General features: G+C 68.5%; 23 protein-coding genes. 9 read left to right on the top strand and 14 right to left on the bottom strand.

Annotation, left to right across the window (positions count from 1 at the left end):
* Nucleotides 1-45: 45 nt before the first annotated feature.
* The 4 genes from DSM104443_RS13840 to DSM104443_RS13825 all read right to left on the bottom strand — a co-directional run bounded on the left by DSM104443_RS13840 (nucleotide 46) and on the right by DSM104443_RS13825 (nucleotide 5,024).
* On the bottom strand, nucleotides 46-1,434 hold the full coding sequence (locus tag DSM104443_RS13840; protein ID WP_171093178.1) for a transglycosylase SLT domain-containing protein: 1,389 nt from the start codon (nucleotides 1,432-1,434) through the stop codon (nucleotides 46-48).
* Between the two features lie 64 nt (nucleotides 1,435-1,498).
* Nucleotides 1,499-2,827, bottom strand: a complete 1,329-nt coding sequence (locus DSM104443_RS13835; protein WP_212756678.1) for a metallopeptidase TldD-related protein — start codon at nucleotides 2,825-2,827, stop codon at nucleotides 1,499-1,501.
* Nucleotides 2,827-4,269, bottom strand: a complete 1,443-nt coding sequence (locus DSM104443_RS13830; protein ID WP_171093176.1) for a TldD/PmbA family protein — start codon at nucleotides 4,267-4,269, stop codon at nucleotides 2,827-2,829. Before DSM104443_RS13830 ends, DSM104443_RS13835 begins: the two co-directional genes overlap by 1 nt.
* A gap of 275 nt (nucleotides 4,270-4,544) precedes the next feature.
* Nucleotides 4,545-5,024 (bottom strand): hypothetical protein, encoded by a 480-nt coding sequence (locus DSM104443_RS13825; RefSeq protein ID WP_171093174.1) that lies wholly within the window; start codon nucleotides 5,022-5,024, stop codon nucleotides 4,545-4,547.
* Nucleotides 5,025-5,157: 133 nt separating this feature from the next.
* On the opposite strand from DSM104443_RS13825, the gene DSM104443_RS13820 reads away from it, so the two are divergent.
* Nucleotides 5,158-8,307, top strand: a complete 3,150-nt coding sequence (locus DSM104443_RS13820) for an ATP-binding protein (RefSeq protein ID WP_171093172.1) — start codon at nucleotides 5,158-5,160, stop codon at nucleotides 8,305-8,307.
* Here DSM104443_RS13820 and DSM104443_RS13815 read toward each other — a convergent pair.
* Together DSM104443_RS13815 and gloB are read right to left on the bottom strand one after the other, a co-directional pair.
* Nucleotides 8,304-8,789 (bottom strand): GNAT family N-acetyltransferase, encoded by a 486-nt coding sequence (locus DSM104443_RS13815; protein WP_171093170.1) that lies wholly within the window; start codon nucleotides 8,787-8,789, stop codon nucleotides 8,304-8,306. The genes DSM104443_RS13820 and DSM104443_RS13815 overlap by 4 nt on opposite strands.
* Nucleotides 8,786-9,550, bottom strand: a complete 765-nt coding sequence (gloB, locus tag DSM104443_RS13810; RefSeq protein WP_171093168.1) for a hydroxyacylglutathione hydrolase — start codon at nucleotides 9,548-9,550, stop codon at nucleotides 8,786-8,788. The genes DSM104443_RS13815 and gloB overlap by 4 nt, the downstream gene beginning before the upstream one ends.
* Nucleotides 9,551-9,579: 29 nt before the next feature.
* Between gloB and DSM104443_RS13805 the strand changes: the two genes are divergently transcribed.
* From DSM104443_RS13805 to DSM104443_RS13770, 8 genes are all read left to right on the top strand, one after another.
* On the top strand, nucleotides 9,580-10,323 hold the full coding sequence (locus tag DSM104443_RS13805) for a class I SAM-dependent methyltransferase (protein ID WP_171093166.1): 744 nt from the start codon (nucleotides 9,580-9,582) through the stop codon (nucleotides 10,321-10,323).
* Nucleotides 10,323-10,769, top strand: a complete 447-nt coding sequence (gene rnhA, locus DSM104443_RS13800) for a ribonuclease HI (RefSeq protein WP_246232240.1) — start codon at nucleotides 10,323-10,325, stop codon at nucleotides 10,767-10,769. The genes DSM104443_RS13805 and rnhA overlap by 1 nt, the downstream gene beginning before the upstream one ends.
* A complete protein-coding gene (gene dnaQ / locus DSM104443_RS13795; RefSeq protein ID WP_171093165.1) occupies nucleotides 10,766-11,473 on the top strand; it encodes a DNA polymerase III subunit epsilon in 708 nt (235 codons plus the stop codon). The genes rnhA and dnaQ overlap by 4 nt, the downstream gene beginning before the upstream one ends.
* Before the next feature lie 2 nt (nucleotides 11,474-11,475).
* Nucleotides 11,476-13,194: a putative bifunctional diguanylate cyclase/phosphodiesterase gene (locus DSM104443_RS13790; RefSeq protein WP_171093162.1), complete on the top strand. Its 1,719-nt coding sequence runs from the start codon at nucleotides 11,476-11,478 to the stop codon at nucleotides 13,192-13,194.
* 2 nt (nucleotides 13,195-13,196) lie between these two features.
* Nucleotides 13,197-13,832 (top strand): sigma-70 family RNA polymerase sigma factor, encoded by a 636-nt coding sequence (locus tag DSM104443_RS13785; protein ID WP_212756676.1) that lies wholly within the window; start codon nucleotides 13,197-13,199, stop codon nucleotides 13,830-13,832.
* Nucleotides 13,833-13,835: 3 nt separating this feature from the next.
* Nucleotides 13,836-14,291 carry a cupin domain-containing protein gene (locus DSM104443_RS13780; protein ID WP_171093160.1) on the top strand — a complete coding sequence of 152 codons (456 nt, stop codon included), beginning with the start codon at nucleotides 13,836-13,838 and terminating at the stop codon, nucleotides 14,289-14,291.
* A 61-nt stretch (nucleotides 14,292-14,352) separates the two neighbouring features.
* The gene (locus DSM104443_RS13775; protein WP_171093158.1) at nucleotides 14,353-14,694 is read left to right on the top strand and encodes a c-type cytochrome; all 342 of its coding nucleotides are present in this window, start codon (nucleotides 14,353-14,355) and stop codon (nucleotides 14,692-14,694) included.
* 8 nt (nucleotides 14,695-14,702) lie between these two features.
* Nucleotides 14,703-15,023 (top strand): c-type cytochrome, encoded by a 321-nt coding sequence (locus tag DSM104443_RS13770; protein WP_171093156.1) that lies wholly within the window; start codon nucleotides 14,703-14,705, stop codon nucleotides 15,021-15,023.
* 192 nt (nucleotides 15,024-15,215) lie between these two features.
* Here DSM104443_RS13770 and DSM104443_RS13765 read toward each other — a convergent pair whose 3' ends face one another.
* Genes DSM104443_RS13765 through DSM104443_RS13730 form a run of 8 tightly spaced genes read right to left on the bottom strand, consistent with a single transcriptional unit; the run spans nucleotide 15,216 to nucleotide 23,026 of the window.
* On the bottom strand, nucleotides 15,216-15,647 hold the full coding sequence (locus tag DSM104443_RS13765) for a DUF1841 family protein (RefSeq protein WP_171093154.1): 432 nt from the start codon (nucleotides 15,645-15,647) through the stop codon (nucleotides 15,216-15,218).
* Nucleotides 15,628-16,281 (bottom strand): endonuclease III, encoded by a 654-nt coding sequence (gene nth, locus DSM104443_RS13760; protein WP_171093152.1) that lies wholly within the window; start codon nucleotides 16,279-16,281, stop codon nucleotides 15,628-15,630. The genes DSM104443_RS13765 and nth overlap by 20 nt, the downstream gene beginning before the upstream one ends.
* Entirely contained in the window at nucleotides 16,278-16,793 is a 516-nt protein-coding gene (locus tag DSM104443_RS13755) for an RnfABCDGE type electron transport complex subunit B (RefSeq protein ID WP_246232227.1), read from the bottom strand. The genes nth and DSM104443_RS13755 overlap by 4 nt, the downstream gene beginning before the upstream one ends.
* Complete coding sequence (locus DSM104443_RS13750) at nucleotides 16,790-17,839, bottom strand: alanine dehydrogenase (RefSeq protein ID WP_171093149.1); 1,050 nt, start codon at nucleotides 17,837-17,839, stop codon at nucleotides 16,790-16,792. The genes DSM104443_RS13755 and DSM104443_RS13750 overlap by 4 nt, the downstream gene beginning before the upstream one ends.
* The gene (locus DSM104443_RS13745; protein ID WP_171093147.1) at nucleotides 17,839-18,861 is read right to left on the bottom strand and encodes a quinone-dependent dihydroorotate dehydrogenase; all 1,023 of its coding nucleotides are present in this window, start codon (nucleotides 18,859-18,861) and stop codon (nucleotides 17,839-17,841) included. Before DSM104443_RS13745 ends, DSM104443_RS13750 begins: the two co-directional genes overlap by 1 nt.
* Nucleotides 18,861-19,583, bottom strand: a complete 723-nt coding sequence (locus DSM104443_RS13740) for an arginyltransferase (RefSeq protein ID WP_171093145.1) — start codon at nucleotides 19,581-19,583, stop codon at nucleotides 18,861-18,863. Before DSM104443_RS13740 ends, DSM104443_RS13745 begins: the two co-directional genes overlap by 1 nt.
* 10 nt (nucleotides 19,584-19,593) lie before the next feature.
* On the bottom strand, nucleotides 19,594-20,271 hold the full coding sequence (aat, locus tag DSM104443_RS13735) for a leucyl/phenylalanyl-tRNA--protein transferase (protein WP_171093144.1): 678 nt from the start codon (nucleotides 20,269-20,271) through the stop codon (nucleotides 19,594-19,596).
* Nucleotides 20,272-20,287: 16 nt separating this feature from the next.
* Nucleotides 20,288-23,026: a carbohydrate-binding protein gene (locus tag DSM104443_RS13730; protein WP_171093142.1), complete on the bottom strand. Its 2,739-nt coding sequence runs from the start codon at nucleotides 23,024-23,026 to the stop codon at nucleotides 20,288-20,290.
* Nucleotides 23,027-23,067 lie beyond the last annotated feature (41 nt).

The raw sequence follows: 23,067 nt of genomic DNA, 5'->3' as shown, positions 1-23,067 counted from the left end.
CCTCTGCCCTGCAAGCAGAATCGCACCAACACAAATAGACCTGCCTTAAGGAAGGCGGAGCCGGAGTCCGGGCTGGATCACCGCGCTCGACTTGAGGCGGTTCAGCGCGAGGATGTCGTCCACGGTGGCGCCGGCTTTCTGCGCGATGCCGTAGAGCGTGTCGCCGGCCCGCACGGTGTACGTGCTGCCGGAGGAGGCCGGGACGATCTTCGGCTCGGCTTCGATCTTCGCGGGTGCGGCGGCCACGGTGTGCTTCGCGTGCGTGGCCTTCGCGGGCGCGGCGGTGGCGACCGTGGTGGCGGACTTCATCGGCACCATGATCGACTGGTTCACCGCGAGGTAGCCCTTCTTGTTCAACTTGACGGCGCCGTTGGCCGCGCGGAACTCGTGCGCGGGCACGCCGTAGCGCTTGGCGAGCGAGTCGATCGATTCGCCTTTCTTCGCCGTCACGGTGGTCCAGGAAACGAGCGGCTTGTCGTACCCATCGAGGTTGGTGCGGAAGGCATCGGCCTTGTCGAGCGGCACGAGGAACGTGCCCTTCGAAACCGCGACGGCGCCGTTGTTGGAGGGGTTCAGCGCGACGAACTCCTCCTCGCTCATGCCGGCCAGCTTCGCGGCGAGCTTCACGTCGATCTTCTCGGGGGCCTTCACGGCGGTGAAGTACGCCTGGTCGGGCACGGTGCCGAGATCCACGCCGTAGGTGGCGGGGGAGAGCACGATGTTCTTCACCGCGACCAGCTTCGGGACGTAGTTCTGCGTCTCGGGCGGGAGGTTCAGGCTCAGGAAATCGGTGGGCAGGCCCTTCTTCTGGTTCTTGGCGATCGCGCGGCCCACGCAGCCTTCGCCGCAGTTGTAGGCGGCAAGCGCGAGCTCCCAGCTGCCGAACATCGTGTGCAGCCTTTCGAGGTAGTTCAGCGCGGCATCGGTGGCGGCGATCACGTCGCGGCGGTTGTCCTTCCACGAATCCTGCGACAGGCCGTAGCTCTTGCCGGTGGAGGGGATGAACTGCCACAGGCCCGAGGCCTTGGAGCGCGAGTAGGCGTGGGGGTTGAAGGCGCTCTCCACGACGGGGAGCAGCGCGATTTCCATGGGCATCTTGCGCTTCTCGACCTCCTCCACGATGTGGTGGAGGTAGCGGCTGCCGCGGTCGACGAAGCGCGCGATGTATTCGGGGCGGTCGGAGTACCACCCCTCCCACTTCACGATCAGGGGCGTTTCCAGCGGCTCCAGGGCGAAGCCCATGCGGATGCGGTGCCAGAGGTCTGGATCCGGCAGGGGGACGTCATCCGGGTCCTCGAAGGCGGGCGGGAAGGCCATGGGCTTCGGCGCCTCGAAGGCCACCGATTTCGGCGCGTCGGCAGCGGAGATCCCGCCGGAACCGAGAGCCAGGCCCGCGGCGAGCGCGAGGCACTTGAATTTCTGCTTTAAAATCATCCAGTTAGTATCTGTTTCCAAAAGCCTTTTTGATGCTAACCGGAGGGGCGGGGCGCGTCAACGGTCAGAGCGTCAGGGCGAACTCCCGGATTAACGCGCCAGGGGTGTGCATCGATGACGTGGAGCGCTTCTCGTAGCTGTTGTCGTCGACCACCAGGTCGCGTTCCCGGGTGAGGGCCTCGAGGTTGGCGCCCAGCACGCGGTAGGCCGTGTCATCGAAGCGCATCACGTTGAGCGGCGCGCGGATCTCGCCGTTCTCGACCCAGAACGAGGCGAAGCGCGTCATGCCCGTCATGCGGCAGGCCGAGCGGTCCGAGAAGTTGAGGTACCAGAGGTTGCCGATGTAGATGCCGGTGCCCAGGGTCTTCAGCGCGTCGGCCTCCGGCAACATGCCGGCGGCGAGGTCGAGGGACTCGGGACTCTCCGAAGCGTTGGCGCCGTTGGTGGGCACGTCGTACTCGCGAGCCGAGCGGGGCGAGACAAGGGCCGTGCCGAGCTGGCCCGCGCCCACGAGCTCCACCGAATCCGGGCGCAGGAAGCCTTCGGCCTGGAAGCCGCACGCGATGCCGCCCGCGGTGTTCTCGCGCAGCGTCACCTGCGGCGAAAGCGTCGCGCCTTGCTCGGCCATGCGAATGAGCGCCGTCTGCTTGGTGTTGCGGCTCTTCAATCCGAAGCCCGCCCACGAGAGCATGCCGAGGATCTCGGTCATCGCCGCGGGTGCCAGGAACGCGCGATAGCCGCCGGGCTCGAGCGTGCGCGGCGTCTCCGCGAGGCGCACCAGCTGCCCGCGCGCGAAGGCCATCTTGCGGTCGAATGCGGCCGCATCCCACGCGCTGCCGGCATAGCTCGACTTCACCGCCTTGTCGCGCGAGTGGTAGAGCGACCAGCCGAAATCGAAGTTCTCGACCTCGTGCCAGTAGCGCGCGCCCAGCGTGTTGGCGAAGCCGCGGTAGATCGGACCTCCCGCGTAGAGGCCGACGAGATCGACGCCCTGGCCCGCGGCGACCACGGAATCGATCACGCTCGCCGGATCGGGCAGCTGTCCCTTCGACTCGCGCACCGAATGGCTGGGCTCGGTTTGATAGAGCAGGAAAGGATCCCGCGGCAGCTCGCCGATGGCGTTGCGAAGGTCGCGCAGCAAGCCCGCCAGCGCTTCGCGGTCCGCGGCCAACGAGCCCGCGAGCGTCACCTTTGCATCGAGCCTTCGCTTGTCGTGGATCAGCGAGAGCGTCCAGTACACCTGGCGGATCGCCATCGCCTGGCGGACGGCGCTCTTGTTGAAGCGGATGAAGTCGCTGTCCTCGGCGGCGAGCGAGGAGACGATCACCTCGCCGGGCTTCGCGAGCGTGTCGATGTGCGCGGCCAGGTCGTGGAAGTACTGCTTCATGTCCATCACGCGGCACCTCCGAAGACATCGACCCCGGAGAAGCGGCACGCGGGCGCGGCGTGCCCCACGCGGACGACCTGAGAAGGCTCTCCCTTGCCGCAGTAGGGCGTTCCCATCACCTGGTACGTGGATGCATCGCCCACGCCCGAGAGCGAGCGCCAGAACGTGGCGGAGACGCCGCGGTAGTTGGGGTTCCTCACCACTTCGGCGAGCTTGCCGTTGCGGATCACGCGGCCCCACTCGCAGCCGAACTGGAATTTGTTGCGCGAGTCGTCGATGGACCACGAGACGTTGGTGCGCATCATCACGCCGAGCTCGATCGAGGCGATGAGCTGGTCGAGCGTGGAGTCGCCGGCCTCGACGTTGAGGTTCGCCATCCGGTCGATGGGCGGGCGGTTCCACGAACAGGCGCGCGCATTGGCCACGCCCGGAATGCCGCCGGCCCGCGCCTGCGAGATCGCGCCGCCCAGCGGCCGCTCGAGGATGCCGTCGCGGATCACGTGCTGGCGCTCGGCCGCGGTGCCGTCGTCGTCCCAGCCGAAGCTCGCATATTGCTCGGGGCGCGTCGGGTCGTAAGTGACGTTGAGGAGCGCCGAGCCGTAGCGGTAGCTGCCGAACATGTCGAGCGTGACGAAGCTCGTGCCCGCGAAGTTGCGTTCGTCGCCGAGGATGCGATCGAGCTCGAGCGGATGGCCGATGGACTCGTGGATCTGCAGCATCATCTGGTCGGGCATCAGCAGCACGTCCATCTTGCCGCTGGGGCAGTTGGGCGCACCGAGCAGCTCGAGCGCGCCTTCCGCGACCGCGCGGCCCGCACCGTCGAGGCCGAAGGCGTCGAGGATCTCCATCCCGCCCTGGCGGCAGAAGCCGTTGTAGCGCCCGGCGTGCGTGCGGGTCTGCGTTTCGCCGTCGGCATACGCGGTGGCCGAGAGGTTCGGCACCAGCATGTCGAACGATTGCTCCACCGCGCCGCCGTCGGCCGTGAGGTAGAGCTGGCGGACCTTCGTGGTCCAGATCGACGCGTCCCAGTCCACGATCCGCGGGTCGATTCGGCAGCCCGCCGACTCCCGGCCGAGGATCTCGTACTTGTCCTTGCGCGACACGTTCGCCGGATCGCGCCCGACGGGAGAGCGGTATTCGCCCTCGGGTCGAGGGAGCGCGATCTTGCTGTAGTCAACGACCGATCGGCCGCGCGTGAGCTCCGCGTAGCGCTTCGCACGGCCCGCCGCGTCGGCCAGGCCCGCGGGCGTGAGGTCGCTGGTCGCCGCATAGCCGAGGCCGCCCTTGTCGATCACCGTGACCATGGCCCCGCGATCGACCGACAGCTGCGGCGGCTCGGGGACGTCCTGGCGGACGGAGAGGTATTCGCTCGACTCCTCGACGAAGCGCAGCGAGCAGAAATCGACGGCGGGGGCGGCGGCGCGGAAGGCGCGCTGGAGATTTTCCATGGGAGGAGGAAGCGGAGGCAGCCGGAGAGATCGCCATTTTACCGCTGTCGCGGTCTCTCATCGGGATGCTGCGCACTTGGGACCCCTTGAACCACGGAGGCACGGAGACACGGAGGGCCACGGAGAAAAACTTCAAGGGAATTGCAGTTGCCAGCAGTCGCGATTCACCGCGGCCGATATCTCTCACGGTCCGCCATGAATTCCTCCGTGGCCCTCCGTGTCTCCGTGCCTCCGTGGTTCAAGGCCCACCTGGCCGCAGGCCCTGCTGCAACGGATCAGCGGTCAAGGTCGTCTTGATCGAAGGTCTCCGGATGCTTGAACATCCCCAGGTTGTGCCCCACCAGCGCCCCTATGCTGAACGGGACGAAGAAGAAGATGGCAGCCGCCGGGCACGTCAATCCCCACTTCGAGTTCGAGAACAGCGTGAAGACCACGATCCACGTGAGCGCCGCGATCGACGCCGCATGTTTCGAGCGCCACACCGGGTCGAGGTACGCCATCACGAAGAACGGCACGCTGCCGATCGCGGCGAGGACGACGATCCGCAGGAAGACGCCGCCGAAGGTGAGGACAGCGTCGGGCGCGTTGGGGGAGAACACCCAGCGCAGGTAGAGGAAGTACATCAGGCCCAGCAGCAGGACGAAGATGCCCACGCGCAGCCACCGGCCGCGGTGGATGTCGGCGATCTTCGAGAAGGTCTCGGCCGCCGACTCGTCGTCGTCGTCCGGATCGTTGTCGAGGTCACGCAGGCTCATGAAACCAGACTACGCCGGCGCCAAGGGCATGTCAGCCGTCCCGGGGCTGTCGGATGTTAAAGCCCCGTTAATGTCCCGTTACGGGGCCCCCGGGGCGGTTGCGGTGGGGGGCCATGCAGCGAAGAATGGGCCCATGGAGACTTCCCTCAAGCTGCGCCTGCTCGGCCGCCCGGTTTTCGAGGCCGAAGGGCGGGAGCTCGCCTGTAACGCCCAGAAGGCAGTCTGGCTGGCGGCGTATGTCTTCCTGACCAAGGTCGCGCAGCCGCGGCCCCGGCTGGCGGCCCTCCTGTGGGGCGGGGCCGGCCAGCGCCATGCGCTGGGGAGCCTGCGGGTCGCGCTGACCAAGCTCCCGGCGCCGGTGCTGAAGCACCTGTCCGTGACGCGCGACACGGTCGCTCCCACCCCGGGGGTCGACGTCGATGTCGAGACGTTCACGGCGCTCGCGTCGTCCGACGAGGTGGAGTCGCTGCGCTCCGCCGTCGCGCTCTACCGGGGCGATCTCCTCCAGGACATCGGCCAGGACCTCGCACCGGAGTTCGCCGACTGGCTCTTCGCCGAACGGAATCGCCTGCGCACCATCGCCGCCGACGCCCACGTGAAGCTCGCGCGCCGCCTGCACTCGCTGGGCGAGCGTGACCGCGCGCGCGAGGTCGCAGATGCCTGGCTGCGCCTCGATCCGGCCAACGAGGCGATGCACCGCCTGCTGATGACGTGGCTCTCGCAAGGCGCGGGCGGCGACCAGGCCCTCGCGCACTACGAGGTGTATCGCCGGGCGCGCGCGGTCGCGCACGGCGCCGCGCCGTCGGAGGAGATGTCGTCGCTCGCCGAGCGCTTGCGCCAGGGCGCCGGCGCCGCCCCGCGCGAGATGCCACCGCGCATCGGAGCCGCAACCTCTTTCTTCGGGCGCACCGACGAGCTCGCGGAGCTGCGCGGCCTGCTCGCCGACCCGACCTGCCGCCTGCTCACGCTCCTCGGGATGGGCGGTGTCGGCAAGACGCGTTTGTCGATGGCGCTCGCCGAGATGGAAGGCCCTGCGTTTCCCGACGGCACGTACGTCGTCGGGCTCGATGACCTCCAGGACCCGCGCCTCTTCGCGCAAACGCTCGCGCGCGCCTGCGGCCTGCAGCCCGCCGCGTCCGCTTCGCCGCTCTCGACCGTGTGCGGCTTCCTTCGCGAACGCAACGCGCTCGTCGTGCTGGACAACCTCGAGCACCTGGTGGGCGAGCCCGGCGATCCGCATGGCCTCGCGGCGCAGATCGCGACACTCCTGCGCGAGACCGGCTCGCAGCTCAAGGTCCTCGCCACGTCGCGCGAGACGCTGCATCTCCAGGAGGAGTGGAGCTACGAGCTCTCGGGCCTCGCCTATCCCGCGTCGGATGCCGTGGACGATGCGCAGAACTATCCCGCCGTGCAGTTCTTCGCGCAGCGCGCACGCCAGGCCTACGTCGGCTTCTCGCTCGCCGCCGAGCTGCCCAACGTCGTGAAGGTGTGCGAAGCGCTGGAAGGCCTGCCCCTCGGCCTCGAGCTCGCCGCGAGCTGGGTTCGCAACGTGCCGTGCGCGGAGATCGCGTCGTCGCTTCGCGAGCGCGCCCAGGAGCTTCGCAGCCGCCACGTGAATCGCGCGGCCCGGCACCAGACCCTGGGCGCCGTCGTGGCGTATTCGTGGGAGCGGCTTCCCGCGGAGCAACGCGAGGCACTCTCGGGTCTCGGAGCCTTGCACGGCAGCTTCTCGCGCGAGGCGGCCGAGCACGTGGCCCAGGCCAGCCTGCGCACGCTCACCGCGCTCACGGAAAAATCATTGCTCTCGCGCGTTTCCGCGGGCCGCTGGCACCAGCACGAAGTCGTGCGGCAGTACGCCTGGGACCAGCACGGCACGACGGCCAAGGCGCGCGCGGTCCGCCAAGCCTCGGTGCTCAAGCGGCGCGACAGCTTCTATCTCGAATTCCTGCGCAACGCCCAGGCGCGCCTCGACGGTCCCGAGGAGAGCGAGGGCCTGGCCGAGATCGAGGCCGAGAGCGCCAACATCCGCCGGGCGTGGGAGTCGGGTGCTGCCTCCGCGAGCGTTGGCGCACTCGATGCCGCGGCGCCCACGTGGTTCGATTTCCTCGAGTGCCGCACGTACACGGCCGAAGGCCTTCGCGCTGCCGAGGCGTGGCTGGACGCCGCCCATCGCGCCGGCGACGGAGCCTCCGCGACGCGAGCGATGATCCGCCGCGGTGTCTTCCTGCGTTTCTCCGGAGACAACCCCGGCTCGCTCGCGGCGCTCGACGAGGCGCTCGCGGCGATGGAGGGCCTCGACGACGCGAAGCCCGACCGCAGCCAGGCGCACGCGGGCAAGTCCTTCACGCTGTTCCTCATGGGCCGCCTCGAGGAGGCCGAGCGCTCCGGTGCCGAGTCTCTCGCGCTCGCCGAAGCCATCGGCGACAAGGCGCTCATCGCCTCCGCATGCCGCGTGCGCGGCCTGGCGCTCGTGCAGCTCGGCCGCCGCGAGGAAGGCCGCGACATCGAGCGCCGCTCGCTCGAGGCCGCGACCTCGCTCGGCAAGCCCTCGATGGTCGCCGCCGCCCACAACAACCTCGCGCTGGCGGAGAACCACCTCGGCAACTACGCCTCGGCCGAAGCGGGCTACGAGAGCGCCCTCGATCTCTGGCGGCTGGCGGGCAACACGCTGAACGTTGGGCGCGCCATGCATAACCTCGGCGCCGTCGCGACGCGCAAGGGCGACTATGCGCAGGCCCTCGATCGCTACCAGGCGGCGCTCGAGCACCTGCGGCGCGCGGGCGACCGGAACCTCATCGCGCTGAACCTCATGTCGCAGGGCGACGCGATGGTGCGCATCGGGCGTCCCCGCGATGCGATGGCGCCGCTGGAGCAGGCCCTGATGATGGCCGAGCACGACGGCAACATGCTCCCCGCTCTCGATGCGCGCATCGTGCTGGCGCAAGCCGCGCTCGCGCTCGGCGATCGCCCCTCGGCCACGTACCACCTCGTCGCTGCGTTCGAGGGCGGCAAGCGCCACCACTTCACCAACGTGCTCGCCGATGCCGTCATCGTCGCGGCGCGCATGCTGGTCGAGCTGGGGCCGCCCGAGCGGGAGCGCGCGTTCGGATGGGCGCATGCGGTGGCGCAGCTCCCCGGCGTCTCGGTGACGGTGCGCAGGGATGCGCTGGCGCTCGAAGCGGAGCTCTCGCCGGCCTTCTCGGCCGCGGTGCGCGCGGCGGCGAAGAAGCGCGACCTGTCCGAGCTGGTGACCGAGGCGCGCGGGGCGCTGGCCGAAGCCTAGCGCGCGAGCAACGCGAATTCGCGCTGCGTCATCCGCACCAGGATCCACGTCGGCATGAGCGTCGCGCCCAGGCTCTCGTAGAACTTGATCGACGGTTCATTCCAATCCAGGACCCGCCATTCGAAGCGGCCGCAATCGCGCTCGGCCGCGATCGCCGCGAGGCGCTGCAGTAGCGCCTTGCCGATGCCCAGGCCCCGGCACTCCGGCTCGACGAAGAGATCCTCGAGGTACAGCCCCGGCTTGCAGAGGAACGTGGAGAACGTCGTGAAGTAGAGCGCGAAGCCGACGGCGCGGCCGTTACGCTCGGCGATCAGGGCTTCGCAGCTCGGGCGTTTACCGAACAGGGCTTCGCGCAGCATCGCGTCGGTGCCGACCGCCTGGTCCTCGAGCTTTTCGTAGACCGCGAGGGCGTGGATCAGCCGCAGGATCTCGGGGACATCGGAAGCGGCGGCCGCTCGCAGGGTGAAAGACGTGTCGGTCATCGGAATGTGTTCTTCCAGGCGCGGATTTCCGCGAAGACGGCGACCGCGTCGCCGAGGCGCTTGCCCGCATGGCGCTCGGCGGAGGCGACGACCTCCGGCTCGGTGCAACGCAGGAAAGGATTGGTGGCGAGCTCTTCGCCGATCGTCGAAGGCACGGTCGGCTCGCCGCGCGAACGTTTCGCGGCATCCGCGGCGTGGCGCGCGTGCAGGCGTGCGTTACCCGGCTCCACGGCCTCGGCGAACTTGATGTTGGCCATCGTGTACTCGTGCGCGCAGTAGGCGCGCGTGGCGGCGGGCAGCTTCGAGAGCTTGCCGAGCGAATGGGCCATCTGCTCCGCCGTGCCTTCGAAGAGCCGGCCGCAGCCGCAGGCGAAGAGCGTGTCGCCGACGAACGCGACGCCGTCGCCCACATACGCGATATGTCCCGCGGTGTGGCCGGGCACGTCGAGCACGGAAAACGTCTCGCCGAGCCCGGGGACCTCGATCGTGTCGCTTTCGACGAGCTTTCGCGTGATGCGCGGGATGGATTCGCCGGCCGGTCCGAATATCGGACACTTCCAGCGGGCCGCGAGGGCTTCCACGCCCCCGACGTGGTCGCCGTGATGGTGGGTCGTGAGGATGGCGGTGAGCTCCAGGCCCCGCTCGGCGAGCGCGGCCTCGATGGGTTGCGCATCGCCGGGATCCACCACCGCTGCCTTGCCCCCGTCCTCCATCAGCCAGAGGTAATTGTCCTGGAACGCGGGCACGGCATGGATGCGCATCGTGGGGCCGAGTCTATTAGAATTGGCGCATGGCGACCAACACCCTCGGCGACTGGTTCGCGACTCCACTTGGGGCATACGTGCTCGAGAAGGAGCGCGCCTACCTCGACGAAGTCACGCCCGACATCTTCGGCTACCACGCGCTGCAGCTGGGCCTGCCGGAGCACGACCTGCTGCGCGAGAGCCGCATCGCGCACCGCGTGAAGCTCGCGCCCTGGGGCAACGTGGATGCGCGCGCCAAGTGCCACGAGCTGCCGATCGCCACGCAGTCGATCGACCTCACGCTCCTGCCGCACGTGCTCGAGTTCGCCGACGATCCCCATGCCGTGCTCCGCGAAGTCGACCGCGTGATGATGCCCGAGGGCCGGCTCATCATCGTCGGCTTCAACCCGTGGAGCCTCTGGGGCCTGCGCAGCGCCGCCGGCTTTTCGCGCTCCGAGCCGCCGTGGAACGGCCGCTTCAACTCGCTGCTGCGCGTGAAGGACTGGCTCTCGCTCCTGGGCTACGACGTGAATGCCGGAAGGCTCGCGTGCTACGTGCCGCCGTTCGACGCCGAGGCGTGGCGGCGGCGCTTCTCGTTCATGGAGCCGGCGGGTGACCGCTGGTGGGCCATCGGCGGCGCGGTCTACATGCTCCAGGCCATCAAGCGCGTGCGTGGCATGCGCCTCATCATGCCCGCGTGGCAGGAGAAGGCCGCGCGAGAAAAGCCGCTCGCCGCAGCCGCCAAGCGCCAGGGTCACATCAAGCACGGCCATTTGAAGATCGTGAAGTAGTGAACGACGACATCGCGGTACCGGCAGTCCACATCTATACCGACGGCGCGTGCAAGGGCAATCCCGGCCCGGGCGGCTGGGGCGCCCTGCTCAAGTACAACGGCGAGGAGCGGGAGATGTTCGGCGGCGAAGCCACCACCACGAACAACCGCATGGAGATGATGGCGGTGATCGAGGCGTTGCGCGCGCTGAAGCGCCCGTCGAAGGTGCTCCTGCATACCGACTCCACCTACGTGATGAAGGGCATCACCGAGTGGATCCACGGCTGGAAGGCGCGCGGCTGGCGCACCGCCGCCAAGGAGCCGGTGAAGAACGTCGACCTCTGGAAGGCGCTCGATACCGAGGTGGCCCGGCACGAGATCGAATGGAAGTGGGTGAAGGGCCATTCGGGCCACGACGGCAACGAGCGCGCCGACGCCCTGGCCAACAAGGGTGTACCGGCGTGAGGCGCATCGTCCTCGACACGGAGACCACCGGCCTCGAGCCGAACCAGGGCCACCGCATCATCGAGGTCGCGTGCCTGGAGCTGCACGACCGCCGGCCGACCGGGCGACATTTCCACCGCTACGTGAACCCCGAGCGCGACATCGACATCGCCGCGACCCAGGTGCACGGCATGACGGCCGAGGATCTCGCCGACAAGCCGCGCTTCGCCGACATCGTGGAGGAGCTGCTGGAATTCCTCGGGGACGCGGAGTTGCTGATCCACAACGCGCCCTTCGACGTGGCGTTCCTCGACGCGGAGCTCACGCGCGTCGGCAAGCCCGGCGTGTGCACCAGCTGCCGCGTGACGGATACGCTCGAGCTTGCGCGCGAGCTTCATCCCGGCAAGCGGAACTCGCTCGATGCGCTCTGCGAGCGCTACGTGGTCGACAATTCCCGCCGCACACTGCACGGGGCGCTACTCGACACGCAGCTTCTCGCGGAAGTGTGGCTGTGCATGACGCGCGGGCAGGACGCGCTCGACATCAACCTCGTGGCACCCGCGCCGATGATGGGCACGCAGGAAGCCGCGCGCCCCGCGCATCTCGCGGTGCTGCGCGCCACGGACGAAGAGCTTCGCGCCCACTTCGCGATGTGCGAGCGGATCGCGAAGGAGAGCAAGGGCCGCTGCCTGTGGCTCGGGCTCGGCACCGAGGTGCCCGCCTGACCATGGCCGCCGCCGACAAGCCCGTCCCGCGTCCCGAGGCCCGCAGCCGGCTGGCCGGGCGCATGTTCGGCCTCGGCCTGATCCCGATCGCGGTCTTCTGCGCGGTGTTCGTCTTCGCGCGCGCCGCGCTGGGCAACGCCACCAACAACGCGCAGGCCTGGACGTTCGTGATCGCGCTGGTGGCGAGCATCTGCGCCATGTTCGCGCTGGCGCGCCTCGCCGCGCGCGCGGTCGTGGGCGAGGTGGATGCGGTCGGCCAAGCGGTGCGCCACGTGGTGGGCGGCGGCGAGCTGCCTCCGCTGCCCGAGCTCACGCCGCCCCTGGAAGGCATGAAGCAGGACGTGCTCAAGCTCGCCAAGGATTTCGCCCAGCAGCAGGGGCGCCTGCAGGAGCGGCTCGACACCGCGCGCCAGCAGATCTTCTTCCTCACCAACCACGATCCGCTCACCGGGCTCGCGAACCGCAAGACCCTCGAGGAGCGGCTGGAGTCGGTGCTTGTCTCGGCCCGGGAGCAGGGTGCGACGCACGCGCTGCTCTACCTCGACGTCGACTTCTTCCATCGCATCAACGATTCCTTCGGCCACCTCGCGGGCGACGAGCTGCTGCGCGGCATCGCACCGATCCTGAAGGCCCAGCTTCGCGACAACGAGATGCTCACGCGCATCGGCGGCGACGAGTTCGCGGTGCTTCTGGAGAACGTGAGCGCGCAGTACGCCACCGAGGTCGCCACGCGCCTGCGCGATGCCGTGCAGTCCTGGCAGTTCGAGTGGGACGGCAAGGCGTTCCAGGTCGGCGTCTCCGTAGGCGTGGTCGCGATCACGCGCCTCACCCCGGGCCTGGCCGCCGTGATGAGCGAAGCCGACACCGCGTGCTTCACCGCGAAAGAGCAGGGCCGCAACCGCGTCTTCGCCTTCCACGACGCCGGCAGCTCGCAATACATGCGCCACACGAGCCGCGGGTGGCTGAAGCGCATCAACGACGCGCTGGCCGAAGGGGCCTTCACGCTCCTCTACCAGCCGATCCTGCATATCGATCCCGCGCAGCGCGGGGGCGTGCGCCGCGTGGAGGCATTGCTGCGCATGAGCGACACCGGTGGCGAGCTGATCCTGCCCATGTCCTTCATCCCCGTGGCCGAGCGCTACGACCTGATGCGCACCATCGACCGCTGGGTGGTCGAGCGGGCGTTCTCCGATTTCCGTCGCGTGGCGAAGCTCCGCGACGATCCTTCGCCCGCCGAGTTCGCGATCAACCTCTCCGGCCACACGCTCTCCAGCCCCGACTTCTCGGAATTCCTCCAGGAGAAGCTCTCGCAATACGCGGTGCCGCCGCAGGCGCTCTTCTTCGAGATCACGGAGACCGCGGCGATCGCGAACGTCGAGCGCGCCCGCGCGTTGATCGAGCAGCTTCGCGCCATGGGCGTGCGCTTCTACCTCGATGATTTCGGCTCGGGCCTGTCGTCCTTCAACTACCTCAAGCATTTCCCCGTCGACGGCATCAAGATCGACGGCCTCTTCGTGAAGGGTGTGGCGAAGAACTACCTCGACTACGCGCTGGTGGAATCGATCCAGAAGATCGGCACCAGCCTCGGCCTGCAGACGGTGGCCGAATACGTCGAGACCGAGGAGATCGCGAGGAAGCTCATGCAGATCGGCATCCCCATGGGGCAGGGCTTCTACCTGGCGCCGCCGCGTCCCTGGGAAGCGCTCTTCGAGGCGACCTGACCGTGGCCCGCAATCCCCCCGCGCAGAAGCGTCGCGCCGATCCGCAGGAGCACGTCGACGCGCGTGTGCCCAGCGCCGTGGCGAGCGAGGCGCAGATGGCGGCGTGGATCGCGCGCATGGCCGCGGGTGACGGGCAGGCCCTGAAGAGCCTCCACGAGGCGACGCTGGGCCGTGTCTATGGCCTCGCCCTTCGCATCGTGCGCACGCGCGAATCCGCCGAGGAAGTCGCCGTCGATGTGTACCTGCAAGCCTGGCGGAAGGCGCATACGTACGACGCGCTCCGCGGAGCGCCGCTCGCCTGGCTGCTGACGTTGTGCCGCAGCCGCGCATTGGACCACCTGCGCCGCGCCGAGCCCTCCGAGCCGCACGCCGATCCCGAATCGCTCGTGAATCCGGAAACCCTCGACCGCCACGACGATCCGCAGGACCTGTTGGCCGCCCTGCAATCGCACTCGCAATTGAAGCGCGCGCTGGAGGACTTGTCGGCCCTGCAACGCCAGCTCATCGCGCTCGCTTTCTTCCGCGGCCTCACCCACCAGGAGATCGCGGCGCATGCCCGCCTTCCGCTGGGCTCCGTGAAAACCTACATCCGCCGTGCGCTGGCCGAGCTTCGCGCGCGGCTGGCCACGGTGCACTGAGCCATGAAGCTCAAGCCCGAGAGCCAACCCGTCCTCGATGCCGCGCTCGAAGCCGAGCTGCTGCAGCAGCTGAGGCCGATCGAGCCCGCGACAGCCCGCGCCCAGGCCATGCGCGAGGCGCTGTTTCGCAGGATCGAGATGCCGGCCGATCTCGACGATTTCGTCACGGTCCACCACGACCAGGGCGAATGGCGGAGGATCGCGCCGCGCGTCCTGCAGAAACGGCTGGTGGAAGGGCCTGGCGTCCAGGCCTTCCTGCTGCGCATGGAGTCAGGCTCGAGCCTGCCCGCGCACGACCATCCCACCGCCGAGGAATGCATGGTGCTGGAAGGCGAGGTCTGGCTGGGCGACGTGCATTGCCACGCGGGAGACTTCCACCGCGCCCCCCGCGGCAAGCCCCACGGGGCGCTGCGCACCGATGCGGGATGCCTCCTCTACGTGCGCACTGGTGGCGGGTAGGGCTCGCTGCTATAATTCGAGGCTGACAAGAACGACTCTCAAACGTCCCCGTTTGGCCTCCATGACCTCGATCCGAATCCTCTTTGCCGCCACCGCCGCCGTTTTCGCGGTCAGCGCGCAGGCCGCAGGCGACGCCGCCTCGGGCGCCAAGAAGAATTTCCAGTGCCAGGGCTGCCACGGCATCCCCGGCTGGAAGACCGCCTTCCCGGAGGTCTATCCGGTGCCGAAGCTCGGCGGCCAGCACGCGCAATACATCGCGACCGCGCTCAAGGCCTACAAGTCGGGCGAGCGCGACCACGCCACCATGCGCGCCGTCGCGGCCGACCTGTCCGACCAGGATATCGATGATCTCGCGGCCTACTACGGTGCCGTGGCGAAACCCGTCACGGCCGAGAAGAAATGAGGACCGCCATGAAACTCCAGACGATCCTCGCCGCCGCCCTCTTCAGCCTCGCAGCGCCCGCGTTCGCCGCCGGCGATGCGGAAGTGGGCAAGAAGAAGGCCGAACCCTGCAAAGCCTGCCACGGCGAGAACGGCATGAGCGCCACCGGCGACTTCCCGATCCTCGCGGGCCAGCACAAGGACTACCTGATCTTCGTCCTCGGCCACTACAAGAACGGCAAGCGCAAGAACCCGATCATGACGGGGCAGGTCGCCAACCTCACCTCGCGCGATATCGCCGACCTCGCGGCCTACTACTCCAGCTTGCGCGGCCTCGACGTCAAATACTGACCCGCTGCATCGCATCGCAAAGAAGCCCGGCCTTGCCGGGCTTTTTCTTTTTGGGCTGCTTCGCAGCACTACGGCGAAAGGCGTCCTCCGCAGATAAACACAGATAAACGCAGATAAAACCTTGCAGGGCAAAACCCAGGATTGGGTTTATCGGCGTTTATCTGTGTTTATCTGCGGAGGATGCTTTTTTCCTTAACCCGACGAACGTCGGCGAAGGCAATCGAGGTAAGCCTCGTTGTTGAACGGGACGGCATTCCGCTGTGCCTGCCATATCTGCTCGACTAAGCAATCCATCACCGCATGCCGCGCGTCCATCGCGTTGCCGAGCTTCGACTCCAGCGACTGCACGATGCCGCGAATACCCGGCGGCTGGTCGATCGAGAGCTGCTCCTCGATCGCGAGGTGCACCGAGAGGTGCAGGAAGGGATTGGTCTCGCCGCCCTCGGGCGTCCACTCGCGCTCGCGGTAGCGCTCGGGGTTCGAGAGCACCTCGTGGTATTCCGGATGGGCCTGCACCACGGAGAGCGCCATCGCCTCCAGCGGCGTCAGCACCGAGCCCGCCTGCGCCTTCGACCAGATCGCGAAGAAGAACTCGCGGACCTCGTTACGACTCGGGTTGAACACGGTATTTCTTCTTGTCCGGGAAGCCGCACTCGTCGTACACCGGGCACTTGTAGCAGAGGGGCTTGCGGGCCAGGCACGTGTAGCGCCCGTGCAGGATCAGGTAATGGTGCGCGTTCAGGCGGAACTCGTCGGGAACGACCTTCTCCAGTTGGAGCTCGACGGCGAGCGGATCCTTGCCGGGCGCCAGCCCCGTGCGATTGCAGACGCGGAAGATGTGCGTGTCCACGGCCATCGTGGGCTCGCCGAATGCAACGTTCAACACCACGTTCGCGGTCTTGCGCCCGACGCCGGGCAGCTCCGTCAGTTCGTCGCGCGTCTTCGGCACCTTGCCGCCATGTTTCTCCAGGAGCAGCTTCGACATCGCGACCACGTTCTTCGCCTTCATGCGGAAGAGGCCGATGGTCTTGATGTGCTCCATCAGCTTCTCCTCGCCCATGTCGACCAGCTGCTTCGGCGTGTTGGCGATGGGGAAGAGCTTCCGGGTCGCCAGGTTCACGCCCTTGTCCGTGGCCTGCGCGGAGAGGATCACCGCGACCAGCAGCTCGAACGGCGTCGAATACTCGAGCTCGCTCTTCGGGTCGGGCATGGCCTTCGCGAGCTTGGCGAAGAAGGCGTGGCGCTTGGCGGGTGTCATTCGAGGGCGGCGAGGCGATCGGAGCGCTCGCGCGCGTCGCGTTCGGTGCGGAAGCCGTGGAAGGCGAAGCGCTCGCGGGAGACATCCGCGTCGGGCAGCGCGGCAACGGGTTCGAGCACGATGCAATCGACGGGGCAGGGCGGGATGCACAGCTCGCAGCCCGTGCACCATGAGGCGATCACGGTGTGCATGAGCTTCGAGGCGCCGACGATCGCGTCGACCGGGCAGGCCTGGATGCACTTGGTGCAGCCGATGCATGTCGCCTCGTCGATCACGGCGACCTGGGGCGGCCGGTAGAGGCCGTTCGCGGGATTGAGCGGCTTCGCCTCGCGGCCCAGCAGCCGGGCCATCGCCTCGACGCCCGAGTCGCCGCCGGGCGGGCATTGGTTGATGTCGGCGACGCCCGAGGCGATGGCGTCCGCATAGGGACGGCATCCCGCATAGCCGCACTTCGTGCATTGCGTTTGCGGCAGGAGCGAATCGATATCCGCGGCGAGCTCCTTGAGACTCACGCGATCGCTCCGAGCGGCAAGCCCGACTCGCGGGCGAGCGCCTCGTTCACGACGTCGCCTTTCCACAGGAGGACGCCCGAGCGCAGCCCTTCGTCCTCCGCGATCGCGCCGCGGATTCCGAGGATCTGCATGCGGCGAAGGTACGGCAGCACCGCGTTCGAGAGCGCGCGGCTCGCTTCGCGGGGCACCGCCGCCGGCATGTTGCCCACGGCGTAGTGGACGATGCCGTCCTCGACGAACGTGGGATCGGCATGCGTCGTGCGCCGCGAGGTCTCCGCGATGCCGCCTTCCTCGATGCACACGTCCACCAGGATCGAGCCGGGCTTCATGCGGCCGAGGAGCGAACGCGGCACGAGCTTGGGCGTGGGCAGGCCCGCGGCAAACACCGCGCCGACGATCGCATCGGCACCGAGTGCGGCGGCGGCGATTTCCCCCGGCGTGGCGAGGCCGGTGGCAATGTCCCCGCCGAACGCCTCGCGCAGGGACGCCTGCGATGTCGCCGAACTGCAGAGCACGGTGACCTGCATCTCATGGTCGAGCGCCGTATCGGCCGCAGCGCGCGCCACGCGGCCGGCTCCGATGATGAGCACGCGGCGGACATCGCGCCCGTGCTCCACGGCCGCCTCGATGGCGAGTTGGCCCGCGAGCTCGGACATGGGCGCCAGGATCGGGAAGCGGCCGCTTTCGTCGCGCACCATTTCGTAGGCGATCGCCGTGAGTCCCGCATCGGCGAGTGCCCGAACGGCATCGGGCGCGCCGACCAGGTGCTGGAACGAGAACACGGCCGTGCCGCGGGGGACGCCGCCGGCCTCGCCGGGCTGCAGCTCCTTCACCTTGAGCACGAGATCTCCGGACCACGCTCCGGCGCGATCGACGACGGCAGCCCCGGCGCGCCGGTAGTCCAGGTCGTCGGCATTGATCCCTTGTCCCGCCCCGGCTTCGATGCTCACGCGAAAGCCCTCGCGCACGAGCATCGCGACCCCTTGCGGGTCGAGCCCCACGCGGCGCTCGCCTTCCTTGACCTCGCGAGGGACGCCGACGTGCACTATCGCCCCCGCAGCGCTTGGCGCGCGTCCGCGATCAGCGCCGGGCCGCGGTAGATGAACCCGGTATAGACCTGCACGAGCGAGGCGCCGGCATCGCGCTTCGCCTTCGCGTCGCTGCCGGAGAGGATGCCGCCCACGCCGATCAGCGGCACCTTCCCGCCGAGCGCTTTCGCGAGCTTGCGAAGTACCGTGGTCGAGCGCTCGAACACGGGCCGGCCGCTCAATCCGCCGGCTTCGCCCGCGTGGGCATGGCCCGCGACCGGCTCGCGGTCGAGGGTGGTGTTGGTCGCGATGAGCCCGTCGATGCGATGCTTTATCGCGATCGACGCGATGGACTCGATCTGCTCGTCGTCCAGATCGGGAGCGACCTTCACCGCGAGGGGCTTGGGGCGCAGGCCGTCTCGCGCCGCGAGCTTGTCGCGCCGCGCCATCACCGCCCCCAGCAGCTCGTCCAGCTTCTCCGGCGACTGCAGGTCGCGGAGGTTCTTCGTGTTGGGCGAGGAGATGTTTACCGTGACGTACGTCGCGTGCGCATAGACCGCGTCGAGGCAGGCGAGGTAGTCGTCCGCGGCGCGCTCGATCGGCGTATCGAAGTTCTTGCCGATGTTGATGCCCAGCACGCCGCGAAAGCTCGCGCGCTCGACGTTGCGGACCAGGTTCTCCACGCCGCCGTTGTTGAAGCCGAGGCGGTTGATGATGGCGTCGTGCTCGACCAGCCGGAATATGCGCGGCTTGGGATTGCCCGGCTGCGGGCGCGGCGTGACGGTGCCGATCTCCACGAAGCCGAAGCCGAGCGCCGCCATCGCATCGATGCAGTCGCCGTTCTTGTCGAGGCCGGCCGCGAGTCCCACCGGGTTGGGGAAGTCGATGCCCATCACCCGCGTGGTTTCGTCCACGGCATCGGCACCCGCGCCCAGCAAGGCGACGCCGGGACCCATCGCGCAGAGCGACTTCAGGGTCAGGTCGTGGGCGACTTCGGGGTCGAGGCGGAAGAGGGCGGCGCGCGCGAGCGAATAGAGCATCAGGGGAGGCGCTTCCACTCGCCTCGCGAGAGCCCCTCGATCGGACGGAACTGGTTCTTGTAGCTCATCTTGCGGCTCTGCGCGATCCAGTAGCCGAGGTAGACGTAGGGCAGGCCGCGGCGGCGCGCTTCCTCCACCTGCCAGAGGATGTTGTAGGTGCCGTAGCTCGCCTTCGGGACCATCGGGTCGAAGAACGTGTAGACCGAGGAGAGGCCGTCGGCCAGCTCGTCGACGATCGACACCATGCGCAGCTCGCTGCCTTCCCGGAATTCGATCAGCCGCGTGGTGACGTTCGACTGCAGCAGGAAGTGGGCGTATTGCTCGCGGCTGTCGTGGTCCATGCCGCCGCCGCGGTGGCGCTCGCCCTGGTAGAGGCGATAGAGCGCGTAGTGCTCGGCATTGAACTTGAGCTCGCCGTAGCGCGGCTCGAGGCTCGCGTGGCGTGCGGCGGCGCGTCGCTGGGCCCGGTTGGCCTCGAACTCCGCGGCCACCACGCGCACCGGCACGCAGGCGTGGCAGTGGTCGCAGTAGGGGCGGTAGGTGAAGGCGCCGCTGCGGCGAAAGCCCGCCGAGACGAGGGCGCTGTAGGTATCCGTGTCGATCAGGTAGCTGGGCGTGGCGACCTGCGAGCGCGCCAGGCGCCCGGACAGGTAGCTGCAGGGGTACGGCGCCGTCGCGTAGAACTGCAGGTTCGCGATCGGGAGGTCGTTCAGCTTCGCCATCGTCGTCGGGTCACGTCCATCGACTTCCGGATGGCGGATATTGTATCGACTCCCGCAGCAGCTGCACGAACCGGGCCCTGGGGATCTCCCGGCCGCCCAGGGAGGCCAGGTGGTTCGTGGCCTGCTGGCAGTCGATTACCCGGCAGCCGGATTCCCGCAGGCGGGTGACAAGCGCCACCAACGCGACCTTCGACGCATCCGTCTCCCGGGAGAACATCGACTCGCCGAAGAACGCCTCGCCGAGCTGGATTCCGTAGAGCCCGCCCACCAGCTCGCCGTCCAGCCAGGACTCCACCGAGTGGGCGAACCCGCGCACGTGCAGGCGCGTATAGGCGGCGACCATCTCCGGCAGGATCCACGTGCCCATCTGGCCCTCGCGCGGCGAGGCGCATTCCTCCATCACGCGGCCGAAGGCGGTGTCGAAGCGCGTCTCGTAAGTCCCCCGCGCGACGGTCTTCCGCAGCGACCGCGAGACCTTGAGCTCCTCGGGAAGCAGCACCATGCGCGGATCCGGCGACCACCAGAGGATCGGATCGCCCTCCGAGTACCAGGGGAAGATGCCGTGGGTGTACGCCTCCACCAGCCGCTCGGGCGAGAGCTCGCCGCCCGCGCACAGCAGGCCGTTGGGATTGGTGAGCGCCTTCGTGACGGGCGGGAACGGCTCGCCGGGACGCAGCCACGGGATCACGCGGTCCCCTGCGGGCTCACCCCGGGAAAGGAGTGCGGCACACCGGCCTCAGCGCGCCGAATTCCAGCCGCGTGATCGACTTGGTGACGGCCGTCCCGTTGAACACGTAGTTGAGCGTGCCGTGCTCGCCGTCGGGGAACGCAAGCGACATCGTGCCCACGTCCACGAGCGCGGCCCCGGTCCACGGCACGGCGTTGAATGGCGCGCCCGTCGCGCGATAGAGCGGACCGGTGAAGGCGCCCGAAGGCTGGCGGCGCAAGTCCGTTCCCACGAGCCACAGGTCGCGTCCATCGGCGGCGTAGGTGAAGAGCGTGGCGAAGATGATGTCGCCCTGGTGCGTGAGGTTGATGCCCCAGCCCGACTCGCTCGCATTGAACCAGATGTCCTGGTAGTTCACCTCGCCCGCGCGCGATCCGGCTTGCGCCGTGCACACTGGCGCCGTCCCGAAGACGAAGCGCTGGATCGACTTGGTCACCGTCGTGCCGTTGAACACGTAGGTGAGCTGCGCCGTGCCCGCCGTGGGGAAGCGCAACGTCATCGTGCCGACCGGTGTGGCGATGTTGGGGACCCAGGGCTGCGCATTGAACACCGGCCCCGTGGAGCGGAAGAGAGCGCCCGTGAACGAGCCGTCGGGCTGCAGGCGCAAATCGCTGGCCACGAGCCAGAGGTCGCGCCGGTCCGCGGCATAGTTGAAGAGCGTGGCGAAGATCGTGTCCGACTGGTGGTTGAGATTCAGGCCCCAACCCGATTCGGCCGGGTCGAACCACATCGTCGTGTAATTGGTGGCGCCGCCGCCGCCGCCCGCGGCCGTGAACGACAGAGACTGGATCGTCCAGCTTCCCGCGGAGGCCGGGCGATACAAGCGGATCGCGTTCACGCCCTTGCGCAGCGTGACCGTCACGGGCTGCGATGTCGCCAGCGACGCACCTTCGGGCAGCAGGAACGACGCGTTCACCACGGTGTTGTTGACGCGGATCTCCACCTTCGGCGCGGACGAACCCTGCGCGACGAACGTGAGCGTGTGGGTGCCCGTCGCGCTGGCGCGCACGAGGTATTCGACATAGCCCGGAAAGCCGAAGGGCCCGCTCGTGTTGGTGATCGTCCCGGCGGGTGTGCTGCTGCCGACGAAGCCGCCGCCGGGGATGGTGGTTCCAACGGCGTGACCCATCGTGACCGCCGGCAGCGCGGCCGCGACGATCTCGTCGATGCATTGGTTCTTGGGCTTCGCCGTGTCGCGGATGTCCTCCAGCAGCGGCCACTGCCCGAACGGGATGGCGTAGTTGTCGGCGCCGGCGTTGAACCACTGGAAATGCTCGAAGCCCGCGGCATGCCAGTCGTCGACGAGCTTGCGGCAGATGGCCTTCACGCGAGGGTCCAGGTTGGCCAGGCGCTTGGCCGCGACGTTCTGCCCGCCGAAGGTGTCGAAGCCGCCCTCGTACGCGAGCACCTTCACGCCGTACCACGCGCCCAGCGCCGCATGCTGCTCGTACTGGTACGAGTTTCCGTTGGGCGCGTTGTTCGCGGCCGCCTGCAGCCCGGCGATGATCTGCTCCACGCCGAAGCCGGCCGCCTCGTCGGCCTGCGAGTCGTTGGTGGCCGAGGGGAAGAGGTAGGGCGCGCCGCCGATCGCGTAGAACACCGACGAGGGCCGCGTGTTCATGCCCGCATCCACCACCTCGAGGCCCTGGCCCACGATGAAGTTGTTGGCCATCTGCCCGGCGAGCACCGGGCGCACGCGCGTGTTGATCGCACCCGCGCCCCACACGGACGCGAAGATGTCGCTGATCTCCTTCAGCCGCTTGCCCACGCGCCGGAAGGCCCAGGTGCTGGTGTCGGTCGTTCCGTCATAGCGCAGGGGCGAGGCGGTGCTGGCCTGCGCCTCGGCGATCGCGAGGTCGCGCTGGATCGCGAACTGCGGGAAGGCGCCGTTCCACAGCTCGTTCGAATACTCGACGTAGACGTTGAGGCCCGGATTGAGCGAATCGCGCAGGAGGGTCGCGAGGTTGCGCACGTACTCGTCGTTCGCGCGCACCGGCACGTTGAGCCAGATGTCGCGGTTCACGGTGTTGGCGAGCTCGACGATGGCTTCCCACCGCGCGCCGTTCGCCTCGGTGCGCTTCTTCTCCAGCGTGGGGCGGTCGGCCCACGTGACGATGGCGTTGGCCTTGTCGTTGGTGGAGAGCCAGTCCATGAAGCGAAGGATGCGGAAGCGCGAGACGTGCGCCTGCCACGCGGGCGTGTAGATCGGCGGATTGCCCGCGTCGAAGCCGGGGCGGATCACGCGCAGGTTCTTCACCGCATTGGTGGCCGGGCCAGCCGTCACGGCGAAGCGCAGGGCCAGCGTGTCGCCGTCGGCGGGGAAGACCACGTCGAGGCGGCTGGTGTTGGTCGCCGCGTCGTAGGTCGCGTTGGCCACGGTCCCGAGCGCGGCCGAAGTGACGGTCGCGCGCCCGTTGAAGATCACCTTGTAGGTGCCGCCGATGCCCTGGACGTTCGCCTGCCCGCCGCCCAGCAGCGTGATGCCGAAATCGCCGGTGGGCCAGCCGTCGGGTCCTACGGCGATGACGGTGTTGAAGGGGTCGGCGAAGGAGCCGAACTCGCGCGACTGGCGCACCAGGTCCACGTACTCCTGGTTGCGGGAGAAGTCGGCGATCGTGTTGAGGTTGGCGCCGATCAGCTCATGGGCGGCGGCGGGGGCCGGCGCGAGGAGGGCGCTGGCGGCGAACGCGCAGAGGAGTCGTTGTAGGAGGGACATGGGGCGCCTCGAAGGGAGTCGCCCCATTCTAAAGCGAAGCG

This window comes from Usitatibacter rugosus, from assembly GCF_013003965.1.
GTDB lineage: Bacteria > Pseudomonadota > Gammaproteobacteria > Burkholderiales > Usitatibacteraceae > Usitatibacter > Usitatibacter rugosus.
The sequence above is the reverse complement of the archived record's forward strand: the minus strand, read 5'-3'. Positions and strand labels throughout refer to the sequence as shown.

Excerpts from the sequence above, each read along its gene's own strand:
- DSM104443_RS13770 (WP_171093156.1), top strand. The coding sequence starts at position 14,703 with ATGAAACTCCAGACGATCCTCGCCGCCGCCCTCTTCAGCCTCGCAGCG.
- DSM104443_RS13730 (WP_171093142.1), bottom strand. The coding sequence starts at position 23,026 with ATGTCCCTCCTACAACGACTCCTCTGCGCGTTCGCCGCCAGCGCCCTC.
- DSM104443_RS13815 (WP_171093170.1), bottom strand. The coding sequence starts at position 8,789 with ATGACCGACACGTCTTTCACCCTGCGAGCGGCCGCCGCTTCCGATGTC.
- DSM104443_RS13780 (WP_171093160.1), top strand. The coding sequence starts at position 13,836 with ATGAAGCTCAAGCCCGAGAGCCAACCCGTCCTCGATGCCGCGCTCGAA.
- DSM104443_RS13790 (WP_171093162.1), top strand. The coding sequence starts at position 11,476 with ATGGCCGCCGCCGACAAGCCCGTCCCGCGTCCCGAGGCCCGCAGCCGG.
- DSM104443_RS13740 (WP_171093145.1), bottom strand. The coding sequence starts at position 19,583 with ATGGCGAAGCTGAACGACCTCCCGATCGCGAACCTGCAGTTCTACGCG.
- gloB (WP_171093168.1), bottom strand. The coding sequence starts at position 9,550 with ATGCGCATCCATGCCGTGCCCGCGTTCCAGGACAATTACCTCTGGCTG.
- nth (WP_171093152.1), bottom strand. The coding sequence starts at position 16,281 with ATGACACCCGCCAAGCGCCACGCCTTCTTCGCCAAGCTCGCGAAGGCC.
- DSM104443_RS13835 (WP_212756678.1), bottom strand. The coding sequence starts at position 2,827 with ATGGACATGAAGCAGTACTTCCACGACCTGGCCGCGCACATCGACACG.
- DSM104443_RS13830 (WP_171093176.1), bottom strand. The coding sequence starts at position 4,269 with ATGGAAAATCTCCAGCGCGCCTTCCGCGCCGCCGCCCCCGCCGTCGAT.
- DSM104443_RS13805 (WP_171093166.1), top strand. The coding sequence starts at position 9,580 with ATGGCGACCAACACCCTCGGCGACTGGTTCGCGACTCCACTTGGGGCA.
- DSM104443_RS13745 (WP_171093147.1), bottom strand. The coding sequence starts at position 18,861 with ATGCTCTATTCGCTCGCGCGCGCCGCCCTCTTCCGCCTCGACCCCGAA.
- DSM104443_RS13775 (WP_171093158.1), top strand. The coding sequence starts at position 14,353 with ATGACCTCGATCCGAATCCTCTTTGCCGCCACCGCCGCCGTTTTCGCG.
- DSM104443_RS13840 (WP_171093178.1), bottom strand. The coding sequence starts at position 1,434 with ATGATTTTAAAGCAGAAATTCAAGTGCCTCGCGCTCGCCGCGGGCCTG.
- DSM104443_RS13820 (WP_171093172.1), top strand. The coding sequence starts at position 5,158 with ATGGAGACTTCCCTCAAGCTGCGCCTGCTCGGCCGCCCGGTTTTCGAG.
- DSM104443_RS13825 (WP_171093174.1), bottom strand. The coding sequence starts at position 5,024 with ATGAGCCTGCGTGACCTCGACAACGATCCGGACGACGACGACGAGTCG.